The organism is Actinoplanes octamycinicus (assembly GCF_014205225.1).
GTDB classification, from domain to species: Bacteria; Actinomycetota; Actinomycetes; order Mycobacteriales; family Micromonosporaceae; genus Actinoplanes; species Actinoplanes octamycinicus.
In genome coordinates, this window is record NZ_JACHNB010000001.1 from 587484 (window position 1) to 605508 (window position 18025).

General features: G+C 71.4%; 21 protein-coding genes. 7 read left to right on the forward strand and 14 right to left on the reverse strand.

Going from position 1 to position 18025, the window contains the following annotated elements:
- The 4 genes from BJY16_RS02495 to rsmD form a co-directional block, all read right to left on the reverse strand.
- Positions 1–564, reverse strand: a complete 564-nt coding sequence (locus BJY16_RS02495) for a YceD family protein (RefSeq protein ID WP_185037508.1) — start codon at positions 562–564, stop codon at positions 1–3.
- A gap of 72 nt (positions 565–636) precedes the next feature.
- Complete coding sequence (locus BJY16_RS02500) at positions 637–1134, reverse strand: SPFH domain-containing protein (protein ID WP_185037509.1); 498 nt, start codon at positions 1132–1134, stop codon at positions 637–639.
- A gap of 92 nt (positions 1135–1226) precedes the next feature.
- Entirely contained in the window at positions 1227–1706 is a 480-nt protein-coding gene (gene coaD, locus BJY16_RS02505) for a pantetheine-phosphate adenylyltransferase (protein ID WP_185037510.1), read from the reverse strand.
- Positions 1703–2266, reverse strand: a complete 564-nt coding sequence (gene rsmD / locus BJY16_RS02510; protein ID WP_185037511.1) for a 16S rRNA (guanine(966)-N(2))-methyltransferase RsmD — start codon at positions 2264–2266, stop codon at positions 1703–1705. Before rsmD ends, coaD begins: the two co-directional genes overlap by 4 nt.
- A gap of 393 nt (positions 2267–2659) precedes the next feature.
- Between rsmD and BJY16_RS02515 the strand changes: the two genes are divergently transcribed.
- A complete protein-coding gene (locus BJY16_RS02515; protein ID WP_185037512.1) occupies positions 2660–4201 on the forward strand; it encodes a hypothetical protein in 1542 nt (513 codons plus the stop codon).
- Positions 4202–4290: 89 nt separating this feature from the next.
- Here BJY16_RS02515 and BJY16_RS02520 read toward each other — a convergent pair whose 3' ends face one another.
- From BJY16_RS02520 to BJY16_RS02530, 3 genes are read right to left on the reverse strand one after another with little or no spacing between them, the layout of a single operon-like run.
- Positions 4291–4626 (reverse strand): DUF952 domain-containing protein, encoded by a 336-nt coding sequence (locus BJY16_RS02520; protein WP_185037513.1) that lies wholly within the window; start codon positions 4624–4626, stop codon positions 4291–4293.
- Positions 4623–6806 carry an ATP-dependent DNA helicase RecG gene (recG, locus tag BJY16_RS02525; RefSeq protein WP_185037514.1) on the reverse strand — a complete coding sequence of 728 codons (2184 nt, stop codon included), beginning with the start codon at positions 6804–6806 and terminating at the stop codon, positions 4623–4625. Before recG ends, BJY16_RS02520 begins: the two co-directional genes overlap by 4 nt.
- Complete coding sequence (locus BJY16_RS02530; protein ID WP_185037515.1) at positions 6803–8377, reverse strand: fatty acid kinase ATP-binding subunit FakA; 1575 nt, start codon at positions 8375–8377, stop codon at positions 6803–6805. Before BJY16_RS02530 ends, recG begins: the two co-directional genes overlap by 4 nt.
- A gap of 158 nt (positions 8378–8535) precedes the next feature.
- Between BJY16_RS02530 and rpmB the strand changes: the two genes are divergently transcribed.
- Positions 8536–8727 (forward strand): 50S ribosomal protein L28, encoded by a 192-nt coding sequence (gene rpmB / locus BJY16_RS02535; RefSeq protein ID WP_122980959.1) that lies wholly within the window; start codon positions 8536–8538, stop codon positions 8725–8727.
- A 56-nt stretch (positions 8728–8783) separates the two neighbouring features.
- Here the strand turns inward: rpmB and BJY16_RS02540 are convergent, their stop codons facing one another.
- Together BJY16_RS02540 and BJY16_RS02545 are read right to left on the reverse strand one after the other, a co-directional pair.
- On the reverse strand, positions 8784–9248 hold the full coding sequence (locus BJY16_RS02540; RefSeq protein WP_373873489.1) for a GNAT family N-acetyltransferase: 465 nt from the start codon (positions 9246–9248) through the stop codon (positions 8784–8786).
- Between the two features lie 13 nt (positions 9249–9261).
- Positions 9262–10200 (reverse strand): thiamine-phosphate kinase, encoded by a 939-nt coding sequence (locus tag BJY16_RS02545; protein WP_185037516.1) that lies wholly within the window; start codon positions 10198–10200, stop codon positions 9262–9264.
- A 99-nt stretch (positions 10201–10299) separates the two neighbouring features.
- On the opposite strand from BJY16_RS02545, the gene BJY16_RS02550 reads away from it, so the two are divergent.
- Positions 10300–10533, forward strand: coding sequence for an Lrp/AsnC family transcriptional regulator (locus BJY16_RS02550; RefSeq protein WP_067685920.1), 234 nt, complete (start codon positions 10300–10302; stop codon positions 10531–10533).
- Positions 10534–10536: 3 nt separating this feature from the next.
- On the forward strand, positions 10537–11187 hold the full coding sequence (locus BJY16_RS02555) for a DUF3515 family protein (RefSeq protein ID WP_185037517.1): 651 nt from the start codon (positions 10537–10539) through the stop codon (positions 11185–11187).
- Between the two features lie 10 nt (positions 11188–11197).
- On the opposite strand, the gene BJY16_RS02560 is transcribed toward BJY16_RS02555, so the two are convergent.
- Positions 11198–12292, reverse strand: a complete 1095-nt coding sequence (locus BJY16_RS02560; RefSeq protein WP_185037518.1) for a D-alanine--D-alanine ligase family protein — start codon at positions 12290–12292, stop codon at positions 11198–11200.
- A gap of 109 nt (positions 12293–12401) precedes the next feature.
- On the opposite strand from BJY16_RS02560, the gene BJY16_RS02565 reads away from it, so the two are divergent.
- A complete protein-coding gene (locus BJY16_RS02565; RefSeq protein ID WP_185037519.1) occupies positions 12402–12848 on the forward strand; it encodes a hypothetical protein in 447 nt (148 codons plus the stop codon).
- Positions 12849–13517: 669 nt separating this feature from the next.
- Here BJY16_RS02565 and BJY16_RS02570 read toward each other — a convergent pair.
- The 4 genes from BJY16_RS02570 to BJY16_RS02585 form a co-directional block, all read right to left on the reverse strand.
- Entirely contained in the window at positions 13518–13877 is a 360-nt protein-coding gene (locus tag BJY16_RS02570) for a hypothetical protein (RefSeq protein ID WP_185037520.1), read from the reverse strand.
- Positions 13878–14121: 244 nt separating this feature from the next.
- On the reverse strand, positions 14122–15225 hold the full coding sequence (locus BJY16_RS02575; RefSeq protein ID WP_185037521.1) for a cystathionine gamma-lyase: 1104 nt from the start codon (positions 15223–15225) through the stop codon (positions 14122–14124).
- Positions 15222–16214 (reverse strand): NAD(P)H-dependent glycerol-3-phosphate dehydrogenase, encoded by a 993-nt coding sequence (locus BJY16_RS02580; RefSeq protein ID WP_185037522.1) that lies wholly within the window; start codon positions 16212–16214, stop codon positions 15222–15224. The genes BJY16_RS02575 and BJY16_RS02580 overlap by 4 nt, the downstream gene beginning before the upstream one ends.
- Positions 16211–16936 carry a lysophospholipid acyltransferase family protein gene (locus tag BJY16_RS02585; protein WP_185037523.1) on the reverse strand — a complete coding sequence of 242 codons (726 nt, stop codon included), beginning with the start codon at positions 16934–16936 and terminating at the stop codon, positions 16211–16213. The genes BJY16_RS02580 and BJY16_RS02585 overlap by 4 nt, the downstream gene beginning before the upstream one ends.
- Positions 16937–17153: 217 nt before the next feature.
- Between BJY16_RS02585 and cofC the strand changes: the two genes are divergently transcribed.
- Together cofC and BJY16_RS02595 are read left to right on the forward strand one after the other, a co-directional pair.
- Positions 17154–17789 (forward strand): 2-phospho-L-lactate guanylyltransferase, encoded by a 636-nt coding sequence (gene cofC, locus BJY16_RS02590; protein WP_185046232.1) that lies wholly within the window; start codon positions 17154–17156, stop codon positions 17787–17789.
- A gap of 10 nt (positions 17790–17799) precedes the next feature.
- On the forward strand, positions 17800–17997 hold the full coding sequence (locus BJY16_RS02595; protein WP_185037524.1) for a cold-shock protein: 198 nt from the start codon (positions 17800–17802) through the stop codon (positions 17995–17997).
- Positions 17998–18025: the final 28 nt, after the last annotated feature.

Below are 18025 nucleotides of genomic sequence, written 5' to 3' on the forward strand. Positions count from 1 at the left end.
CTACTCCTCGTTTTTCGGTAGATTGCGCAAAGCGGCCCAGCGGGGGTCGACTTCCTCATGGCTGTGCTCAGCCGGGAGATCGTCGAAGTGCACCCCGCAGTCGGGGCACAGCCCTGGGCAGTCCGGCCGGCAGAGTGGGTTGGGTGGCAAGGTCAGCACCACCGCGTCCCGCACCGCCGGCTCCAGGTCGATCAGGTCGCCCTGCATCCGGCCCACCTCGTCCTCGTCGGTGGTCTCCTCCGTGGTGCTGTCCTCGTAGGCGAACATCTCCCCGAGGGACACCTCGAACGACTCGTTGATCTCGTTGAGGCACCGGCCGCACTCGCCCTGGAGCGAGCCACGCACGGTGCCGCTGACATAGACCCCCTCGGAGACCGACGTGAGCGTCAGATCGAGCTCGAGGTCGGAACCCTCAGGGACCGAGATCAACTCCAGGCCGAGGTCCGCCGGCGCCTCCGCCATCCGTTTCAGGGCACGCGTCGCACCAGGCTGCCGCGGGAGCTTCGTCGTGTCGACGACCAGCGGTTGCCTGGGATCCAGGTGACTCTGCGGTGACTTGGGCATCGTGATCCTCAGCCATGGGTAGGCCGACCGAAAACATTACCTGAGCTTGCGGGACGTCGTCGAATCGGGCTGTCAGAACGGAAGGGGTCGCTCCGCGTCCTCACCCTGGAAGGTGCCGATCTCGCGGAGCGCGTGCATCTTGTCACGGCCCCGCTCGATCGATGCCAGCGCCCGGGTCAGGAACTGCTCGAAGTTGGCCAGGGCGGTGTCGACGTAGTCGTCGACCTCCTCGCGGAGCCGCTGCGCCTCGCCGCGCGCCTCGGCGATGATCCGGGCGCCCTCGTGCTCGGCCGAGACGGTGATCTCGTTCACCGACACCAGCCGGGCGTGTTCGGCCTCACCCTCGCTGACGATCCGGTCGGCCTCCCGGCGACCGGCCTCGACGATCCGGTCCCGCTCGTCCAGGACCGCGGCTGCCTTGCGCAACTCGGAGGGCAGCTCGGCGCGGAGCTCCTCGAGCCGCTCGATCATCTCGCCGCGGTCGAACATGAAGTTCGTCCGCGACATCGGCACGGAGCGCGCGTCCTGGACGAGCTCGATGAGCTCGTCGATACGGTCGAGCGGATCCACCGGTGTCACTCCCGTCGTTGAACCGCCACCCAGCGTGGTGCGATCACGTTACTGTGCCGCCGTCCGGCCGGATCCCGGCGCGCCGGTAGCTCCTAATTCTGCTTCAGCCGGCTCACCAGCCGGGCCAGCACCGGGTCCGGAAGGTACGCCGAAGCGTCGCCACCCCACTTGACCACGTCTTTGACCAGACTGGAAGACAGGAACGAATACAGCGGGTTGGTCGGCATGAACAACGTCTCCACACCGGAGAGCCCGATGTTCATCTGCGCCATCTGCAACTCGTAGTCGAAGTCGCTCACCGCCCGGATGCCCTTGACCACGACGGCGGCGCCCTGGTCCCGGCAGAAGTCGACGAGCAGCCCGTGGAAGGCCATCACCCGGACGTTCTGGTACGGGGCGGTCACCTCGCTGAGCATCTCCAGCCGCTCCTCGACCGCGAACAGGCCGGACTTCGACTGGTTGATCAGGACCCCGACGATCACCTCGTCGAACAGCCGGCTGGCCCGCCCGACGATGTCGAGGTGACCGTTCGTGACCGGGTCGAAGGAGCCGGGACACACCGCTCGTCTCATGATCGGCGACCGTACCAAAGAGTAGTGTCCCCGTACCGCCGGGAGCGATCCTCGGCGAGCCCGTCCACCCAGGTCAGCGGTCCTGTTCGGCGGGATCTCTCGAAGACCACCACGGCGTCCGGCGCCAACCAGCCGCCGGCCAGCAGTCCCTGTTGCACAGCGTCGACCTCGTCGCTACCCAGGGCGTAGGGCGGATCGGCGAAGACCACGTCGTACGGTCCCCCGGCCGGCGGATCGGCGAGCACCTGCAGCACCTTCGAGGTGACCAGGCGTGCCGAGCCGGCCACTTTGAGCATCGCCATGTTCTCCCGGATCACCCGGGCCGCCTTGGCGTCCGATTCGACCAGAAGAGTGTGTTCTGCCCCGCGGGACAACGCCTCCAGGCCGACCGCGCCGGATCCGGCGTACAGGTCAGCGAACCGCGCACCGGACAGATCGGTCATCGAGTCCAGGGCGCTGAAGAACGCCTCCCGGACCCGGTCCGATGTGGGCCGGGTGTTCGCCCCGAACAGAGTCTGCAGCCGCCGGCCGCCGTGGGCCCCCGCGATGATCCTGGTCATCGGCGCCCGCCGTAGTTCCTCACAAGCACAGCAAGACGCTACGCCAGAGATCGGGCGCCCATCCCCGCCGCCCACTATGAACCGTCCCATGGGGTCCTCGGGCATTGCTCACCGCCGTGCGATTTAGCCGCAATTGCAGGCTTGTTCGTACACGCAGCGCATTCCCGAGATTCCATACCGTTCAACGAAGATCTCAGATGCGCATCAACACCCTTGGAGGGCGCTTAATTGTTTCGCTGACGCTGGGACGTGGCTAAGGTCAACGCCGCTGTGTCGTCGGTACGCCGCCGACACGACGACGCGGGGAGGTGTCGTCGCAGACCGACTGCCCATCCACAGCGGTCTCCGTTTCTCTTCCTGTGAGTCCCCCTGTTCCCCTCCGCAGGAGAAGGCGTGAAACTCAAGTCATCACTTCGCCGCACCGCGACGCTCCTCGCGGGTGCGGTGGTCGGTCTGACGGGTGTCGTGGCCATCGCCGCCCCCGCCAGCGCCCACAGCGCCGCCATCAAGGGCGTCGCCGCCTGTGCCTCTGGCAAGAACGTCGTCACCTGGACGATCACCAACGACTGGGAAACCGACGCCACCCTCGACGACCTTGTGATCCCGGCGGGCACCACGCCCGTCGACACGAACGGGCACGAACTCACCAAGGGCTACCTCCTGCCCAAGGCGCAGAAGCAGTACGGCAAGTGGAGCCAGACCATCCTGGGTAAGGCCGTCTTCACCCAGACGGTCGACGCCAAGGACAGCGCCACGCTGTCGTTCACGGCGAAGTGGCCGGGGTGGAAAGGCAGCAGCTCCGACAGCGAGACGGTTGAGCTGGTCAAGGGCTGCGGCGAGGACAACACCGGCGGCGAGTGCGACTTCAACAAGACGGCGTTCACGCACACCTTCGCGCTGGTGGACGGCAAGTGGAAGGCCACTGTGACGCTGGACTCCAAGTCGCGGCTCTGCCGCGAGGAGCCGGTCACCCTGGTCTCGTACTTCACGCCGCAGCCGAACGACCTCAAGGGCGACAACTGGCCGCAGTACGAGTACCAGAGCCAGACCAAGACCATCTCCGACAAGCAGGGCTCTGTCGACCTCGAGGTTGAGGCGCCGGACTGCAACACCCAGGTCGACCTGTTCTTCGGCGACAAGGTCATCACGCCGATGGAGAAGAACGGCGCTCGCTACGGCACCACCAAGCTGGGCGAGAGCTCCGGTCTCGGCGCGCGCTCCAAGGGTCCGCGTGCCTGGTACAACGGCGGCACCAAGGCCTGCACCACCCCGGCCGTCGCCCCCGTCTCCTCCTGCGTCGGTGACCTGACGCTGAACCTGTCCAACAACGGCAAGTTCGGCAAGTACGACGTCACCTTCACCGTCAAGTACGGCAACGAGACCAAGACCGTGACCGTCGCCGCCGGCAAGGCCGACACCCTCACCGTCCCGGCCGGCGCCGGTGACGTGAAGGTCAGCGCCCCGGGCCTGGAGGAGAAGACCTACAGCTGGAGCCGTCCCGAGAACTGCGCGCTGCCGGCCGTCACCGTCGAGAACGACTGCACCAACGTGACTGTCGTCATCGACAACCCGAAGGACGTCACCACGGCGACCGCCAAGGTGACCTACGGCGACGAGACCAAGACCGTCACGGTCAAGGCCGGCGCCGAGGAGAAGGCGACCTTCAAGCTGACTGAGGCGAAGTTCGCGACTGTCTCCTACGACGGCATCAAGATGGAGCCGCTCAAGCTCGCGGTCAAGGAGATCGACTGCAGCACCCCCAGCGCCACCCCGAGCGCGTCGGTCTCCACCACCCCGGTGGCCAGCGACGAGCCGTCCCTGCCGGTGACCGGTGCCGCCGCCGGCAGCATCGCGGGCATCGCGATCCTGCTGCTCGGTGGCGGTGTGGCGATGTTCTTCATCGCTCGCCGTCGCAAGACCAAGTTCACCGCCTGATAGCGACAGCTACCGCGCACTGAACTGAACGGGCGCGCCGACCGAAAGGTCGGCGCGCCTTTTCGTTGCCCTCACGAAGGCCGGGAGGATCAGGGCTGGAAGGGCGCGAAGGAGCCGTCCGGCAACGGCGGGAACTCGCGCACGGCCACCACCGCGGCGACCGGCAACGTCCCGTAGACATGCGGGAACTGGCGGCCCGAAGGGTCCGGCGGACTCCCGTCCTCCCAGACCACCGGAACGTCCAGCCTCGCCTCGTCGATCTCCAGCAGCACCAGGTCGGTCCGCCCGCGGAACCGCAGCGTCGCCGGCACGTGCACCCACTCCGGATCCGAGCAGTGGATGAACCCCTCGGTCGCCAGCGTGTCCCCGGCATAACGGTCCGCAACCGACTCCCACACCGACCGTGGGCAGAGGTGGACGATCATCCTTTCTCCAAGTACTCGGCGCGGTCCTCGTCGACCAGCGCGGCCACCGAGGCGGCCAGCGCCGGGTGCCCGGTCAGGTCGGGGTCGTCGCCGACCAGCTCGGCCGCCTCGACCCGGGCCTCCTTGATCAGTTTCTCGTCGCGCAGCAGCGACAGCAGCCGCAGGTGCGAGTGCTTGCCGGACTGCGACGCGCCCAGCACGTCACCCTCCCGGCGCTGCTCCAGGTCGATCTCGGAGAGCTTGAAGCCGTCGGTGGTGGAGGCCACCGCGTCCAGCCGCTCGCGGGCCGCCGAGCCCTCCACCGCCTCGGTGTGCAGCAGGCAGATGCCGGGCGCCGAGCCACGGCCCACCCGGCCGCGCAGCTGGTGCAGCTGGGAGACGCCGAACCGGTCGGCATCCATGATGATCATGACGGTGGAGTTCGGCACGTCGACGCCGACCTCGATCACCGTCGTGGCGACCAGCACGTCCACGTCGCCGGCGGCGAACCGGCGCATCACCGCGTCCTTCTCGTCCGGCGGCATCTTGCCGTGCAGCATCTCGATCCGCAGACCCTTCAGATATTCCTGCTGGAGAGCGGGGAGCACCTCGGTGACGGCCAGCGGAGGGCGCCGCGCGGGTTCGTCGTCCGTCGGCGGCTTCTCCTCGTCCTCCGGCCCCTCGCCGATCCGGGGGCAGACGACATAGGCCTGATGACCGGCCGCGACCTCCTCCTTCACCCGTTTCCAGGCGCGGTCGAGATAGGCGGGCCGCTCCAGCGCCGGGACCACGTGTGAGGCGATCGGCGACCGGCCCCGGGGCAGCTGGGAGAGCACCGACGTCTCCAGGTCCCCGTAGACGGTCATCGCCACCGTCCGCGGGATCGGCGTGGCGGTCATCACCAGCACATGCGGTGGACGGGCCGCCTTGGCCCGCAACGCGTCCCGCTGCTCCACCCCGAACCGGTGCTGCTCGTCCACGACCACCAGGCCGAGATCACGGAAGTCGACCCCTTCGTACAGAAGGGCGTGGGTCCCCACGACGATGCCGGCGGTCCCGTCGGCGACCTTGGCCAGCGCCGCACGCCGGGCCGCCGCGCCCAGCGAGCCGGTCACCAGGGTGAGCTGCGTCCCGGCCGGGTCGCCGTCCAGCTCGCCGGCCCGGCCCAGGGCGCCCAGCTGCGCGCTGATCCCGCGATAGTGCTGGGTGGCCAGCACCTCGGTGGGAGCGAGCAGCGCGGCCTGCCCACCGGCGTCCACCACCTGCAGCATCGCGCGCACCGAGACCAGCGTCTTGCCGGAGCCGACCTCGCCCTGCAGCAGCCGGTGCATCGGGTGCGCCCGGGCCAGGTCGGCGGCGATCTCCTCGCCCACCGACGCCTGGCCCTCGGTCAGCTCATAGGGCAGGCCGGCGTCGAACTTGTCCAGCAGGCCGCCCTCGACCCGCGGGCGGGCGGTGCCGGGCGCGGCCGCGGCCCGGGCCCGGCGCTGCGCCAGGGTCAGCTGCACGGCGAACGCCTCGTCCCACTTCAGCCGGTGTTTCGCCGAGTAGAGCGCGGCCTCCGAGCTGGGGCGGTGGATCTCGCGCAGCGCGGTGCCGATGCCGACCAGGTTCCGTTTCGCCCGGACCGCGGCGGGCATCGGGTCGGCCGGCGGCTCGAAGGTGTCCAGCAGGGTCCGCACGCACTTGGCGATCACCCAGGTCGGCACCTTCTCGGCGGCCGGGTAGACCGGGATCAGCGCGCCGGCGAACTCCTCGATCTCCTCGGCCGCCTCGTCCTGCGTGGCGTCCGCCTTGAGCAGCTGATAGGCCGGGCCGTTCAGCTGGCGCTTGCCGCGGAACTCGGTGACCTTGCCGGCGAACAGCCCCCACCGGCCGCGCAGCAGCTCCCGCTCGCGCCACGCCTGGTTGAAGAAGGTGCAGGTGAGGGTGGCCCCGGAGCCGTCCCCGATGGTCACCTCGAGCATGTTGCCCTTGCGCGCCCGCATCGGTTTGACACCGATCCCCTGCACCTGGGCCAGCACCGTGACCTGCTCGCCGACCTGCAGCTGGCGCAGGTCGGTGTGCTCGCCGCGCTCGTCGTAGCGCCGCGGGAAGTGGTAGATCAGGTCACCCGCGGTGTGCAGATCCAGGTGCTCGGCGAGAGCCTTGGCCGTCTTGGCGCCGAGCACCTTGTCCAGACGGGTGTCGGTCGTGGTCATTCGACTCCTGCCAACAGGTGGTAACGGGGCTGGCCGCCGGCGTAGCACTGCAGCTCGATGAACGGCCAGGTGCGGTGCACGTGACCGCGCAGGTCGCCCTCCAGCTCGGGGGACGCGTCGGCGCCGAGGACCAGGGTGACCAGCTCGCCGCCGCCGCCGAGCATCCGGTCGAGCAGGCGGTGGCTGACGTCGGTGAGATCGGTGCCGATCACGTGCACCTCGCCGTCGACCAGGCCGAGCAGGTCGCCGGCACGGCACGGGCCGGCCACGGTCAGGGCGTCGCGCTGGGCGGTGCAGACCTCGCCGTAGCGACAGGCGCCGGCCGCCTCGGCCATCGCGATCACGTCGTCGGCGAACGGGCGACTGTGGTCACGCACCGCGAGCGCGGCCAGCGCCTGCACCGGGGAGCGGGTCGGCACCACGCTGACGTGCACGCCGGCCGCCTCCGCCTCGCGGGCCGCGGAGACCGCGACGGCGTGTGTGTTGGCGTCATTGGGCAACAGGACGACCGACGCGGCCCCGCAGGCGTGCACGGCGGCCAGCATCTCGGCGGTGGACGGGTTGCGGCCGACCACCACGGCGCCCTCGGCCTCGAAGAGCGCGGTCAGCCCGTCGCCGGCGGCGACCACGACGGCGCCACGCGCCTCGGTGGCGGGCCGCTTCTCGGTGAGCGGGGTGACACTTATCTGATAAGGCCGGCCGGCCACCACGCCCGCCTCGACGGCCGGGCCGATCGCCGCGGCCGGGACGTGGACGTGCACCTTCCACGTGGGCGGGTCGCCGACCACGACGAGCGAGTCACCCAGGTCGGCCAGCGCGGCCCGGAGCTGCTCGACCGCCGCCGCCTCGGCGTCGAGCAGGAACTGCACCTCATAGCCGTGGCCCTCGCAGGGCTCCGCCTCCCGGGCCGGCTTGTCGACGGCGGGCAGCGGCGGCGGTGGCGCGAACTCGACCTCCTCCACGGTGTCGACCAGGGCGTCCAGCAGCAGGCAGAGCCCGCGCCCACCGGCGTCCACCACCCCGGCCCGGGCCAGCACCGGGAGCTGCTGCGGCGTCCGGTCGAGCGCCTCGGCGGCGGCCTTGGCCGCCGCCCGCGCCACCGTGATCAGGCTGTCGGACTTGATCCGGCCGGCGCCCTCGGCCGCGGCCGCGACCACCGAGAGCACGGTGCCCTCCACCGGCCGCGCGACGGCCGCGTAGGCCGCGTCGGTGGCCTCGCGCAGCGCCCGGGCCAGCTCGGCGCCGCGGACCGCGACCGCGCTGGCGAACGAGTCGGCCATGCCGCGGAGGATCTGCGAGACGATCACCCCCGAGTTGCCCCGGGCGCCGAGCAGGGCGCCGCGGGCCATCCGGGCCATCAGCCGGCCGAGCGGGGTGCGCGGCTCCTCGTGCAGCGCCGACGCCACCGCCTCCTGGGCGGCGGCCAGGGTGAGCACCAGGTTGGTCCCGGTGTCACCGTCGGGGACCGGGTAGACATTCAGGTCGTCGATCTCACGCTGGTGGGCACGGAGCGCCTCCAGCCCACCGTCGCACCAGCGGTGCACGGCGGCGGCATCGAGGGTCTCCAGCACGCGAAAATCGTACTAACCACCCCTGACAATCGCGGGGCACGCACCCTGACCGGGGGCGATTGGCTGTCCGCCCACCCGGTCGGGTAAGCTCGCCGGGTTGCCTAGGCGAGTCTTCCCTGGGCGCCATCAAGTTTTTTCTTCAAACCCAGGAGTATCCCGTGGCTAGCGTGTGCGACGTCTGTGGCAAGGGACCGGGCTTCGGCCACAACGTGTCCTTCTCGCACCGGCGGACCAACCGCCGCTGGAACCCGAACATCCAGTCGGTGCGCACCCCGGCCGGTGGCGGGACCACCAAGAAGCTCAAGGTCTGCACCTCGTGCATCAAGGCCGGCAAGGTCACCCGCGCCTGAGCTCAGCTTGTGGAGAGCCGCTTCGCCCCCCGGGGTGAAGCGGCTCTCTGTCGTTCCTAGATCTTCTTCGCGTACGACAGCACGCCCTCGTGGCCGGCGTAGTACCCGAAGTCCTCGATCCGCTGATATCCCGCGGACTCGTACAGGGCGATCGCCTCCGGCTGCCGGTCCCCGGTCTCCAGGATCACCCGGGAGCACCCGGCGGCCCGCGCCGACTCCTCGACCGCGGCCAGCATCCGCCGGGCCACGCCCCGCCCCCGCGCCTCGGCCAGCGTGAACATCCGCTTCAGCTCGGCGTCCGAGCCGTGCCGCCGCCAGCCCGCGCTGGCCACCAGGCGGCCGTCCCCGACCCGGACGGCCACCAGGAAGTCGCCGTCCGGCGGGAGGAAGTCGGCCGCCGCGATCGGGGTGTCGTCGCCGGTGCCGCCGTACCGCTCGGAGAGGTCCCGCATGTTCTGCGCGACCAGCTCCACCACCTCCGGCTCGTCGAACCGAGCCGATCTGATCTTGAACTCAACCACCGCGCCAGCGTAGTCAGCGGAAGTGATCCCAGCCCACGGCCCCGGTCCACGGCTTGCGGTCCACGGTGACGCCGGCGCCGTCGTGCACCGAGCCGATCTCGAGCCAGCCGTCCGGCAGCCGGGTCCCGGCCGGGAAGGTGGCGGCCAACGGGTGATCGTCGCCACCGGCCAGGATCCACTGGTACGGGTCGACCCCGAGCGCCGTGGCCGCGTCCCGCATCTGATCGGGCACCTCGAAGGCGTCCGTCCGGATGTCGATCCCGACCACGCTGGCCGCCGCCAGGTGCCCGACGTCCTGCAGCAGCCCGTCCGACACGTCGATCATCGAGGTGGCGCCGAGCTTGGCCGCCTCCGGTCCGGCGGCGTACCGGACCTCCGGCCGGCGATACGCCTCGACCAGCATCTTCGGCGTCCGGAAGCCGCGGGACAGCACGGTGTACCCGGCCGCCGCGTGACCGACCCGGCCGGCCAGCGCGAGCAGGTCGCCCGGCTGGGCGCCGCTGCGGCGGACCGGGTCCAGGCCGCCCAGGTCGCCCAGCGCGGTGACCGCGACGGTGAGCGTCGGGCTGGCCGACATGTCCCCGCCCACCACGCTCGCGCCGCAGCGCGCGGCCTCCGCGGTCAGCCCGTCGGCCAGCCCCTCGGCCCAGGAGGCGTCCAGGCTGGCCGGCACGCAGAGGGCGACCAGCAGCGCGGTCGGGGTGGCGCCCATCGCCGCGATGTCGGCCAGGTTCGCCGCGGCGGCCCGGTGCCCGACGTCAGCCGGCCCGCACCAGTCCCGGCGGAAGTGCCGCCCCTCGACGAGCACGTCGGTGGAGGCGACCACCCGGCCGTCGGCCGCGCGCACCACGGCGGCATCGTCGCCGGGCCCGAGCAAAGTGGCCGAACCCGCGTCGAGACGTGACACGATTCGACCTATCAGTCCGAATTCACCGGACTCTGCGATACTCACGTCCACGTCCTTCGATGATGGCGGCCCGCTGCCGGGCCGCTTCGTACGGTAGTTTCACGACCGGGGATCACCGACGCGGTGGCGGATAGGAGTCGGATCGTGGTCCAGGCATACATCCTCATTCAAACGGAGGTCGGGAAGGCCCGTGACGTGGCCGCCGCGATCGAGAAAATTCCCGGAGTGGTCCGGGTCGACGCGGTCACCGGGCCGTACGACGTCGTCGTGCTCACCGAGGCACACACCGTCGACGAGCTCGGCAGCCTGATTGTGAGCAAAGTCCAGTACGTGCCGGGTATCACCCGGACACTCACCTGCTCCGTGGTAAACCTCTGAACCATGGTCGACGTCGACACCCCGCAGGGCAGCCCCGAGACCGGGGAGAAGAAGCCGGACAACACCACTCGGATCGCCGCCATCTGGGCGACCGCGGTGGCCGTACCGGTGGTGCTGATCGTGGGGCTCGTCGCCTTCTTCATGGTCAAACCGGATCCGGAGGCCGACCCGGCACCGGTGGCGAGTGGCCCGATCGCCGTGCCCAGCACGGCGGTCGAGGTCGCCGCGCCCGCGCTCACCGGGCGCTCGGCGCAGGTCTGCCTGGCGGTCACCTCGCAGCTGCCCACCCAGATCCGCAACCTGCCGGCCCGCAAGGTCAGCGCCGGCCCGGAGCAGAACGCGGCGTACGGCGAGCCGCCGATCACCGTCTCCTGTGGCGTCCCGCCGCTCACCATGTGCACCACGGTGAACGACACGTCCGGGACGTGCGTGCCGCTGGTCGCCGACGTGCTCCTGATGAACAGGGTGTGCTGGCACTACGCGGAGACCGCCGAGCAGACCACGTTCACCACGCTGGACCGTGAGGTCCCGGTGCGGGTGGTGGTGCCGGCGGCCTACGACAAGCGGGCCCAGTGGGCGAACGAGTTCTCCGACATCGTGGTCGAGACCGACAAGTCGATCACCAAGGGCGTGCCGAGCGGCTGCAAGCCCTGACCCGCGGCGGTCAGTGCAGGCCGGTGCCGCGCCGCAGGGCGGTCCGGATCAGCCGGTCCACCACCTTCGGGTACTCCAGCCCGGTGGCCGCCCACATCTGCGGGAACATCGAGGTCGGCGTCATCCCCGGCATGGTGTTGATCTCGTTGAGGAAGATCTCGCCGTCAGCTGTGACGAAGAAGTCGACCCGGGCCAGGCCGGCGCAGTCCAGCGCGGTGAAGGTGCGCAGCGCGTACTCCCGGACCTGCTTGGTCAGCTCCGGGGAGAGCTCGGCCGGGATCGTGGAGCGGCTGCCGACCAGGTACTTCGTCTCGAAGTCGTACCAGTCGGCGTCGTCCATGTGGATCTCGGCGAGCAGCGACGCCTCGGGCGCCCCGCCGGCCTCCCCCTCGATCACCCCGCACTCGATCTCGCGACCCACGATCGCGGCCTCGACCAGCACCTTCGGGTCGATCTCCCGGGCCTTGGCGATCGCCGCGTCCAGGTCGGCCCAGTCGGTGACCTTGGTGATCCCGGTGGACGAGCCGGCCCGCGACGGCTTCACGAAGACCGGCAGGCCGAGCCGCTCCTTGTCCGCCTCGGCGAGCTCGACGCCGGCGCGCAGCACCGCGTACGGCCCGACCGGGATGCCCTCGGCGGCCGCCAGCTTCTTGGTGAACTCCTTGTCCATCGCCGCCGCCGACGCGAACACGTTCGCCCCCACGTACGGAATCCCGGCCATCTCCAGCATCCCCTGGATCGTGCCGTCCTCGCCGTAGGCGCCGTGCAGCACCGGGAAGACCACGTCCACCCCGGCCAGCTCGGAGACACCGTCGGCCGGGTCCCGGACGATCAGCTCGGTGGCGGTCGGGTCGGCGGCGAGCACCACCGCGTTGCCGGAGCCGGCGGTGATCTCGGGCAGTCGCGAACCGGCGATGGCGAGCTGGGACGGGTCGCCCGCGGCAAGCACCCAGCGACCCTCCCGGGTGATTCCGACCGGCACCGTCTCGTACTGATCGGGGTCCAGCGCACCCAGGATGGCCCCCGCGCTCACGCAGGAAATGGCGTGCTCAGTGCTGCGGCCGCCGAACACGATCGCGACACGGGTCTTCCGGGGGGTTGTCACTCTTCTCTGCGCCTCTCGCTAGCGGGCTTGCCGGGGGTGACCCTACTCTGCGTAAGCCAGATATGGGATCGCGGCGGCCGCTGCCAAGGCAGGGGGAGACGAACAGTTCATGGGTCCAGCACTCCACGTGATCGCGGGTCCGGGGCCGGGCCAATTGGCCACGATGGCCCACCCTCGTGACGAGCCGTGGTCACCGCCGGAACTGGCCGCGCTGGCCCGGGCCGGCGTCCAGGTCCTGGTCTGCAGCGCGCGCCACCACCCGGGCACGCCGGACCACGCCGGGATCGAGCTGATCGCCTACCCCGATCCGGACGGGACGGCCCCGCGCCGCGAGGCCACCGAGATGGTCGCGCTGGCCACCCGGCTGGCCCGCGAGGTCCGTTCCGGCCGTTTCGTCGTCACCCAGTCGAGCGCCGAACTCGGCCGCACGACCCTCCTGGCCACGATGACCCTGGCCCTCCTCGGCATCCGTCCGGGCGAGGCCCTCCGCCGCATCGGCGCCACCCCCACCCAGCCGGTCCCCCAGAACTGGCTACACGACTTCGTCTCCCGCTGACCCAGCTCGTCTCCCGCTGACCCCCGCCTCGTCTCCCGCTGACCGACCAGCTCATCCGGGTGCCGCGACACCACCCCACGCACCCGTTCCGCTGCCGCGACACCACAAACACATTCAAAGACCTTTTCCGGTACGACTCGGAGCCCCGTGGCAATCGGCCCGCGAGGCCCGGCCCCCGCACGACCGCAACGCGTGTCGTGCGGGTCCGCCGGCCCCCTCGGTCACTTCACAGCGCTCCCGGCCCGCTCGGGTCCCGGCTCACCGGGCTCCTGGCTCACCGCGCTCCCCACCCGCCGCGCCCATGGCCCGCTCGAGTCCCGGCTCACCGCGCTCCCCACCCGCCGCACCCATGGCCCGCTCGAGTCCCGGCTCACCGCGCTCTCCACCCGCCGCGCTCACAGTCCGCCGCGCTCACGGCCCCGCCCCGTCCACGGCCCCGCCCCGTCCACGGCCCCGCCCCGTCCACGGCCCCGCCCCGTCCACGGCCCCGCCCCGTCCACGGCCCAGCCCGCTCACAGCCCGCCCCGCTCACAGCCCGCCCCGCTCACAGCCCGCCCCGCTCACAGCCCGCCCTCCCAGGGGGACCATCCCTGGACAGTGTGGCGAGAAGGAGGGTGGCTTCGCTGGCGGCCTGTGGACAACTTCGGGCTGTGGACAACGGGACGGACGTCAGGCGGCGAAGGTCTGCGGCAGGACGCCGTCGTCCCAGAGCTGGTCCAGGTGGGCGAGGAAGCCGGTCAGGCTGCGTTCCAGCTCGCGGCGTTCGGTGGCCGGCAGGGCCGCGAGCGGATCGGAGAAGATCAAGCCCTCCGGGTGCTTGGCGCGGGTGCCGACGAACTTGCCGCAGGCGGTGCACCAGGCGTAGCTGACCAGGGTGGGGCGGCGGGCGTTGGCCGGGGCGGTGAAGTAGGCGCGCAGGCGCCGCTCCCCGCAGGCCGGGCAGTCTCGCTCGCCCGGCGCCGCGAAGAAGCTGTTGCCCTGGGTCAGGGCCGCGACCTCGTCCCCGCTGAAGGTGTTCCAGGACGTCATCGGACGGCGACCTCTGGGCCGCTGCGGATAGGGGTCACCCGGAGGCGAGCCGGGGTCACCGGGCTGCGGACCGGGGTCACCGGGAGGCGAGCCGAGGTCACTGGGCTGCGGACCGGGGTCACCGGGAGGCGAGCCGAGGTCACCGGGCTGTCGACCGGGGTCACCGGGAAGCGAGCCGAGGTCACCGGGCTGTCGACCGGGGTCACCGGGAAGCGGACCGGGGTCACTGGGCTGCGAGCCGGGGTCACCGGGAGGCGTCCAGCGCCCGGGTGACGTCGGCGATCAAGTCCTCGGTGTCCTCGATGCCGCAGGAGAAGCGGACGAAGCCGGGGGCGGTGTCGTCGCCGAACTGGGCCCGGCGGTCGGCCGTGGTGTGCACACCGCCGAACGAGGTGGCCGCGAACACCAGTTTCGCGGCGTCCAGGAAGCGGGCCACCCGCTCGGCGCTGCCCAGGTCGAACGCGACGATGCCGGGGATGCGGCGCATCTGCTTGCTGGCGACCGGGTACGACGGGTCGGTGGGCAGCCCGGGCCAGCGCACCCCGGTCACGTCGGAGCGGCCGGCGAGCAGCTCGGCGAGGGCGGCCGCGTTGGCGGTCTGCCGGGCCAGGCGCAGGTCCATGGTGGCCATCGAGCGGTGGGCGAGCCAGCAGTCGAACGCGCCGGGCACGCCGCCGGTCAGCTTCCGCCACGTCTCGATCTTCTCTAGCAGTGCCGGGTCGCGGGTCGCGACGTAGCCGAGCAGCAGGTCGGAGTGACCGGTCAGGGCCTTGGTGCCGGACGCCACGACCAGGTCGGCGCCGAGCGCGAGCGGGTTCTGCCCGAGCGGGGTGGCCGCGGTGTTGTCGACCGCGAGCAGCGCCCCGGCGGCGTGCGCGGCGTCCGCCAGGGCGGCGATGTCGGCGACGTCCAGGCCGGGGTTGGCCGGGGTCTCCAGCATCACCAGCCGCAGCCCGGCGAGGTCCGGGTACGGCCCGGCGGTCGGTACGAGCACGCTGTCCACGCCCAGGTCGGCCAGTGCGCCGCGGGCGAACGCGCGTACCGGGAAATAGCCGTCACCGGGCAGCGCGACCCGGTCCCCCGCCTTGACCAGCGCGAGCAGCATCGCGCTGATCGCCGCCTGGCCGCTGGCGAAGGCCAGCGCCGGCCCACCCTCCAGCTCGCCGATGGCCGCCTCCAGCGCCTCCCGGGTGGGCTGCTCGGTACGGGCGTAGCCGTGCCGGCCAGGCCCGCTCACCGGGTCGAGGTGGTAGGGCGCGGCGAAGACCGGGCCGGGCAGGAACGGCTCCCCGACAACGGGCTCCGGCAGGCCGGCGTGAACGGAACGGGTGCCGTCGGAATAGCTCACTCGGGTTTCATCTCTCGTGTCATCAGCAGTTTCACCGCGACCCGCGGGTCGGCGCCCTCGTGGCACACCTTCTCCACCTGCTCGACGATCGGCATCTCGACGCCGTGCGCGCGGGCCAGGTCACGGATGGACAGGCAGCTCTTCACGCCCTCGGCGGTCTGCCGGGTGGCCGCCTGGGCCTGCTCCAGGCTCTCGCCGCGGCCCAGGTGCTCGCCGAACGTCCGGTTCCGGGACAGCCGGGAGGAGCAGGAGGCGACCAGGTCGCCGAGCCCGGCCAGGCCGGCGAAGGTGAGCGGGTCGGCGCCGAGCGCCACCCCGAGCCGGGACGTCTCGGCCAGCCCCCGGGTGATCAGCGAGGCCTTGGTGTTGTCGCCGAGGCCGATCGCCGAGGCCATCCCGTAGGCCAGCGCGATCACGTTCTTCACCGCGCCGCCGAGCTCGCAGCCGAGCACGTCGTCGCTGGTGTAGGGGCGGAAGTACGGGGTGGCGAGGGCGTGCTGCACCTGCCGGGCGCGGTCCTCGTCGGTGCACGCCACCACGGTGGCGGTGGGCTGGTCGGCGGCGATCTCCGGGGCCAGGTTGGGGCCGGAGACCACCACGACCCGCTCCGGCGCGACGCCGGCGGTCTCCACGATCACCTCGCTCATCCGCTTGAGCGTGCCCAGCTCGATGCCCTTCATCAGGGAGACGACGGTGGCGTCGGAGGGGAAGAAGCCGGCCCAGTCGGCCAGGTTGCCGCGCAGCGTCTGGGACGGCACGGCGATCGCGATCAGCTCGGCGCCGTCCACCGCCTCGGCCAGGTCGGTGGTCGCGGTGACCAGTTTGGACAGCCGGATGCCGGGCAGCGAGCCCTCGTTGCCGTGCTGCTCGCGGATCTCCGCGGCGACCGCCTCGCGGCGGGCCCGCATGGTCACCTCCGAGCCGGCGTCGCCGAGCACTTTGGCGAACGCGGTGCCCCAGGCTCCGGATCCGATGACGGCCGCCTTCATGACGCGTCCTCCGAGGTCGAGGCCCGCCGGGCGGGCCGGTCGTAGAGCGCCGGCGGTTCGCCGTCGCGGATCGTGCCGAGCAGGTCCCGGACGTCCAGCATGATTTTCTCGGTCATCTCGTCGAGCACCTGGCGGGTCGGCTCGGCGCCGGACCAGCGGCTCAGGTCGACCGGGTCGCCGGTGGTGACCGTGACGGCCGCCCGGGTCGCTTTCAGCTTGTTGGTACGCGGGTCGAACACCGTCTGCGCGCCCCAGTTCGCGATCGGGATCACCGGGGCGCCGGTGAGCAGGGCCAGCCGGGCCGCGCCGGTCTTGCCGCGCATCGGCCACAGGTCGGGACTGCGGGTGGTGGTGCCCTCCGGGTAGATCACCACGGCGCCGCCCTCGTTCAGCGCCTGGACCAGGGTCTCCAGCGACTTCACCGCCTCCACGCTGCCCCGCTCGACCGGGACCTGCTTGGTCCGGACCAGGAGCGGCCCGATGACCGGCACCCGCCAGATGCTGGCCTTGCCGAGGAACCGGGGCCAGCGGCCGGCCTTGTAGATGTAGTGCGCCACGACCAGCGGGTCGAAGTGCGACACGTGGTTGGGGACGAGGATCACACCACCCGACTTCGGGAGCTTCTCCATCCCGAGCCAGGTGCGCTTCGTCCAGACGGTCATGACGGGAACCACCAGCATCACCGCGAAACGCTGCCAGAATCCGAGCCTGTGCTGCGCCACGGCATCCCCCGTCCCTCGATCGGCGACCACGTCGCCCGTGCACCTGCGACGAAATCATGCCCCCTCCCAGCCCGCCGTACCAGGTAGGGGTATTACCAGTAACTTTGGCAAGTCTCCGCCGGTGAGATGGAGATCTATTCGGTGACCCGGCGGCTCGCCGCGGAGCGAAGCGAAGCCGTGTGTATTGCAGACTGGGCGGGTGCCTGTGCGGAATTGGATGACGGTGATCCCGGTCAAACGGCTGGACGCGGCGAAGAGCCGGCTGCGCGGGGCGGTGGCCGAGGACCGGCATCCCGATCTCGTGCTCGCCATGCTGGGCGACACCGCGACCGCTGTGCTGAACGCCACCACAGTGGCCGGGCTGATCGTGGTCACCGACGACCCGGTGGTGGCCGGCGTCGTCCGCGGCCTGGGCGCCAAGGTGGCGCCGGACCCGGGCGCCGGGCTGAACGCGGCGCTGCGCTTCGGCGCCGACGAGGTGGCCGGCCCGGCCGCGCACCGCGCGGTGCTCACCGGGGACCTGCCCGCCCTGCGGCCGGAGCAGCTCGACGCGGCCCTCGCCGCCGTCTCCGGGCGGGCCTTCGTGCCGGACGCGGCCGGGACCGGCACGGTGCTGCTGGCCGTCCCGCCGCGGATGCCGCTCGACCCGTGGTTCGGCCCGGGCTCGGCGGCCGCCCATCGGGCCTCCGGCGCGACCCCGCTGAGCGGGGACTGGCCGGGCCTGCGGCAGGACGTGGACACCGCCGGTGACCTGGACACCGTGCTCCGGCTGGGGGCCGGCGGGCGGACCCGGGCACTGCTGCGTGATGTCGGACTCAGCCAGGCGTGCACGCCGGCCGCCTGCGCCAGGTAGCGTCTCTGGCATGCAGGGCACCATCGCCACCTTCGACCCCGGCACCCGCAGTGGCACGCTGCTCCTCGACGACGGCTCTGAGCTGGCCTTCGGGGCAGCCGCGTTCGGCCGCTCCGGGCTGCGGCTGCTGCGGCTCGGCCAGCGGGTGTCGATCGAGGCGCAACCGGACGGTGTGGTGAACCGTTTGTCAATTCCTGGAATCGCCTGAGTTGATCATTGCTTAGTTCGTTTCACGT

Coding starts and splice junctions, on each gene's coding strand:
- BJY16_RS02495 (WP_185037508.1), bottom strand. CDS start 564: ATGCCCAAGTCACCGCAGAGTCACCTGGATCCCAGGCAACCGCTGGTC.
- coaD (WP_185037510.1), bottom strand. CDS start 1,706: ATGAGACGAGCGGTGTGTCCCGGCTCCTTCGACCCGGTCACGAACGGT.
- rsmD (WP_185037511.1), bottom strand. CDS start 2,266: ATGACCAGGATCATCGCGGGGGCCCACGGCGGCCGGCGGCTGCAGACT.
- BJY16_RS02520 (WP_185037513.1), bottom strand. CDS start 4,626: ATGATCGTCCACCTCTGCCCACGGTCGGTGTGGGAGTCGGTTGCGGAC.
- recG (WP_185037514.1), bottom strand. CDS start 6,806: ATGACCACGACCGACACCCGTCTGGACAAGGTGCTCGGCGCCAAGACG.
- BJY16_RS02555 (WP_185037517.1), top strand. CDS start 10,537: ATGGTCGACGTCGACACCCCGCAGGGCAGCCCCGAGACCGGGGAGAAG.
- BJY16_RS02565 (WP_185037519.1), top strand. CDS start 12,402: ATGGGTCCAGCACTCCACGTGATCGCGGGTCCGGGGCCGGGCCAATTG.
- BJY16_RS02570 (WP_185037520.1), bottom strand. CDS start 13,877: ATGACGTCCTGGAACACCTTCAGCGGGGACGAGGTCGCGGCCCTGACC.
- BJY16_RS02580 (WP_185037522.1), bottom strand. CDS start 16,214: ATGAAGGCGGCCGTCATCGGATCCGGAGCCTGGGGCACCGCGTTCGCC.
- cofC (WP_185046232.1), top strand. CDS start 17,154: ATGACGGTGATCCCGGTCAAACGGCTGGACGCGGCGAAGAGCCGGCTG.
- BJY16_RS02595 (WP_185037524.1), top strand. CDS start 17,800: ATGCAGGGCACCATCGCCACCTTCGACCCCGGCACCCGCAGTGGCACG.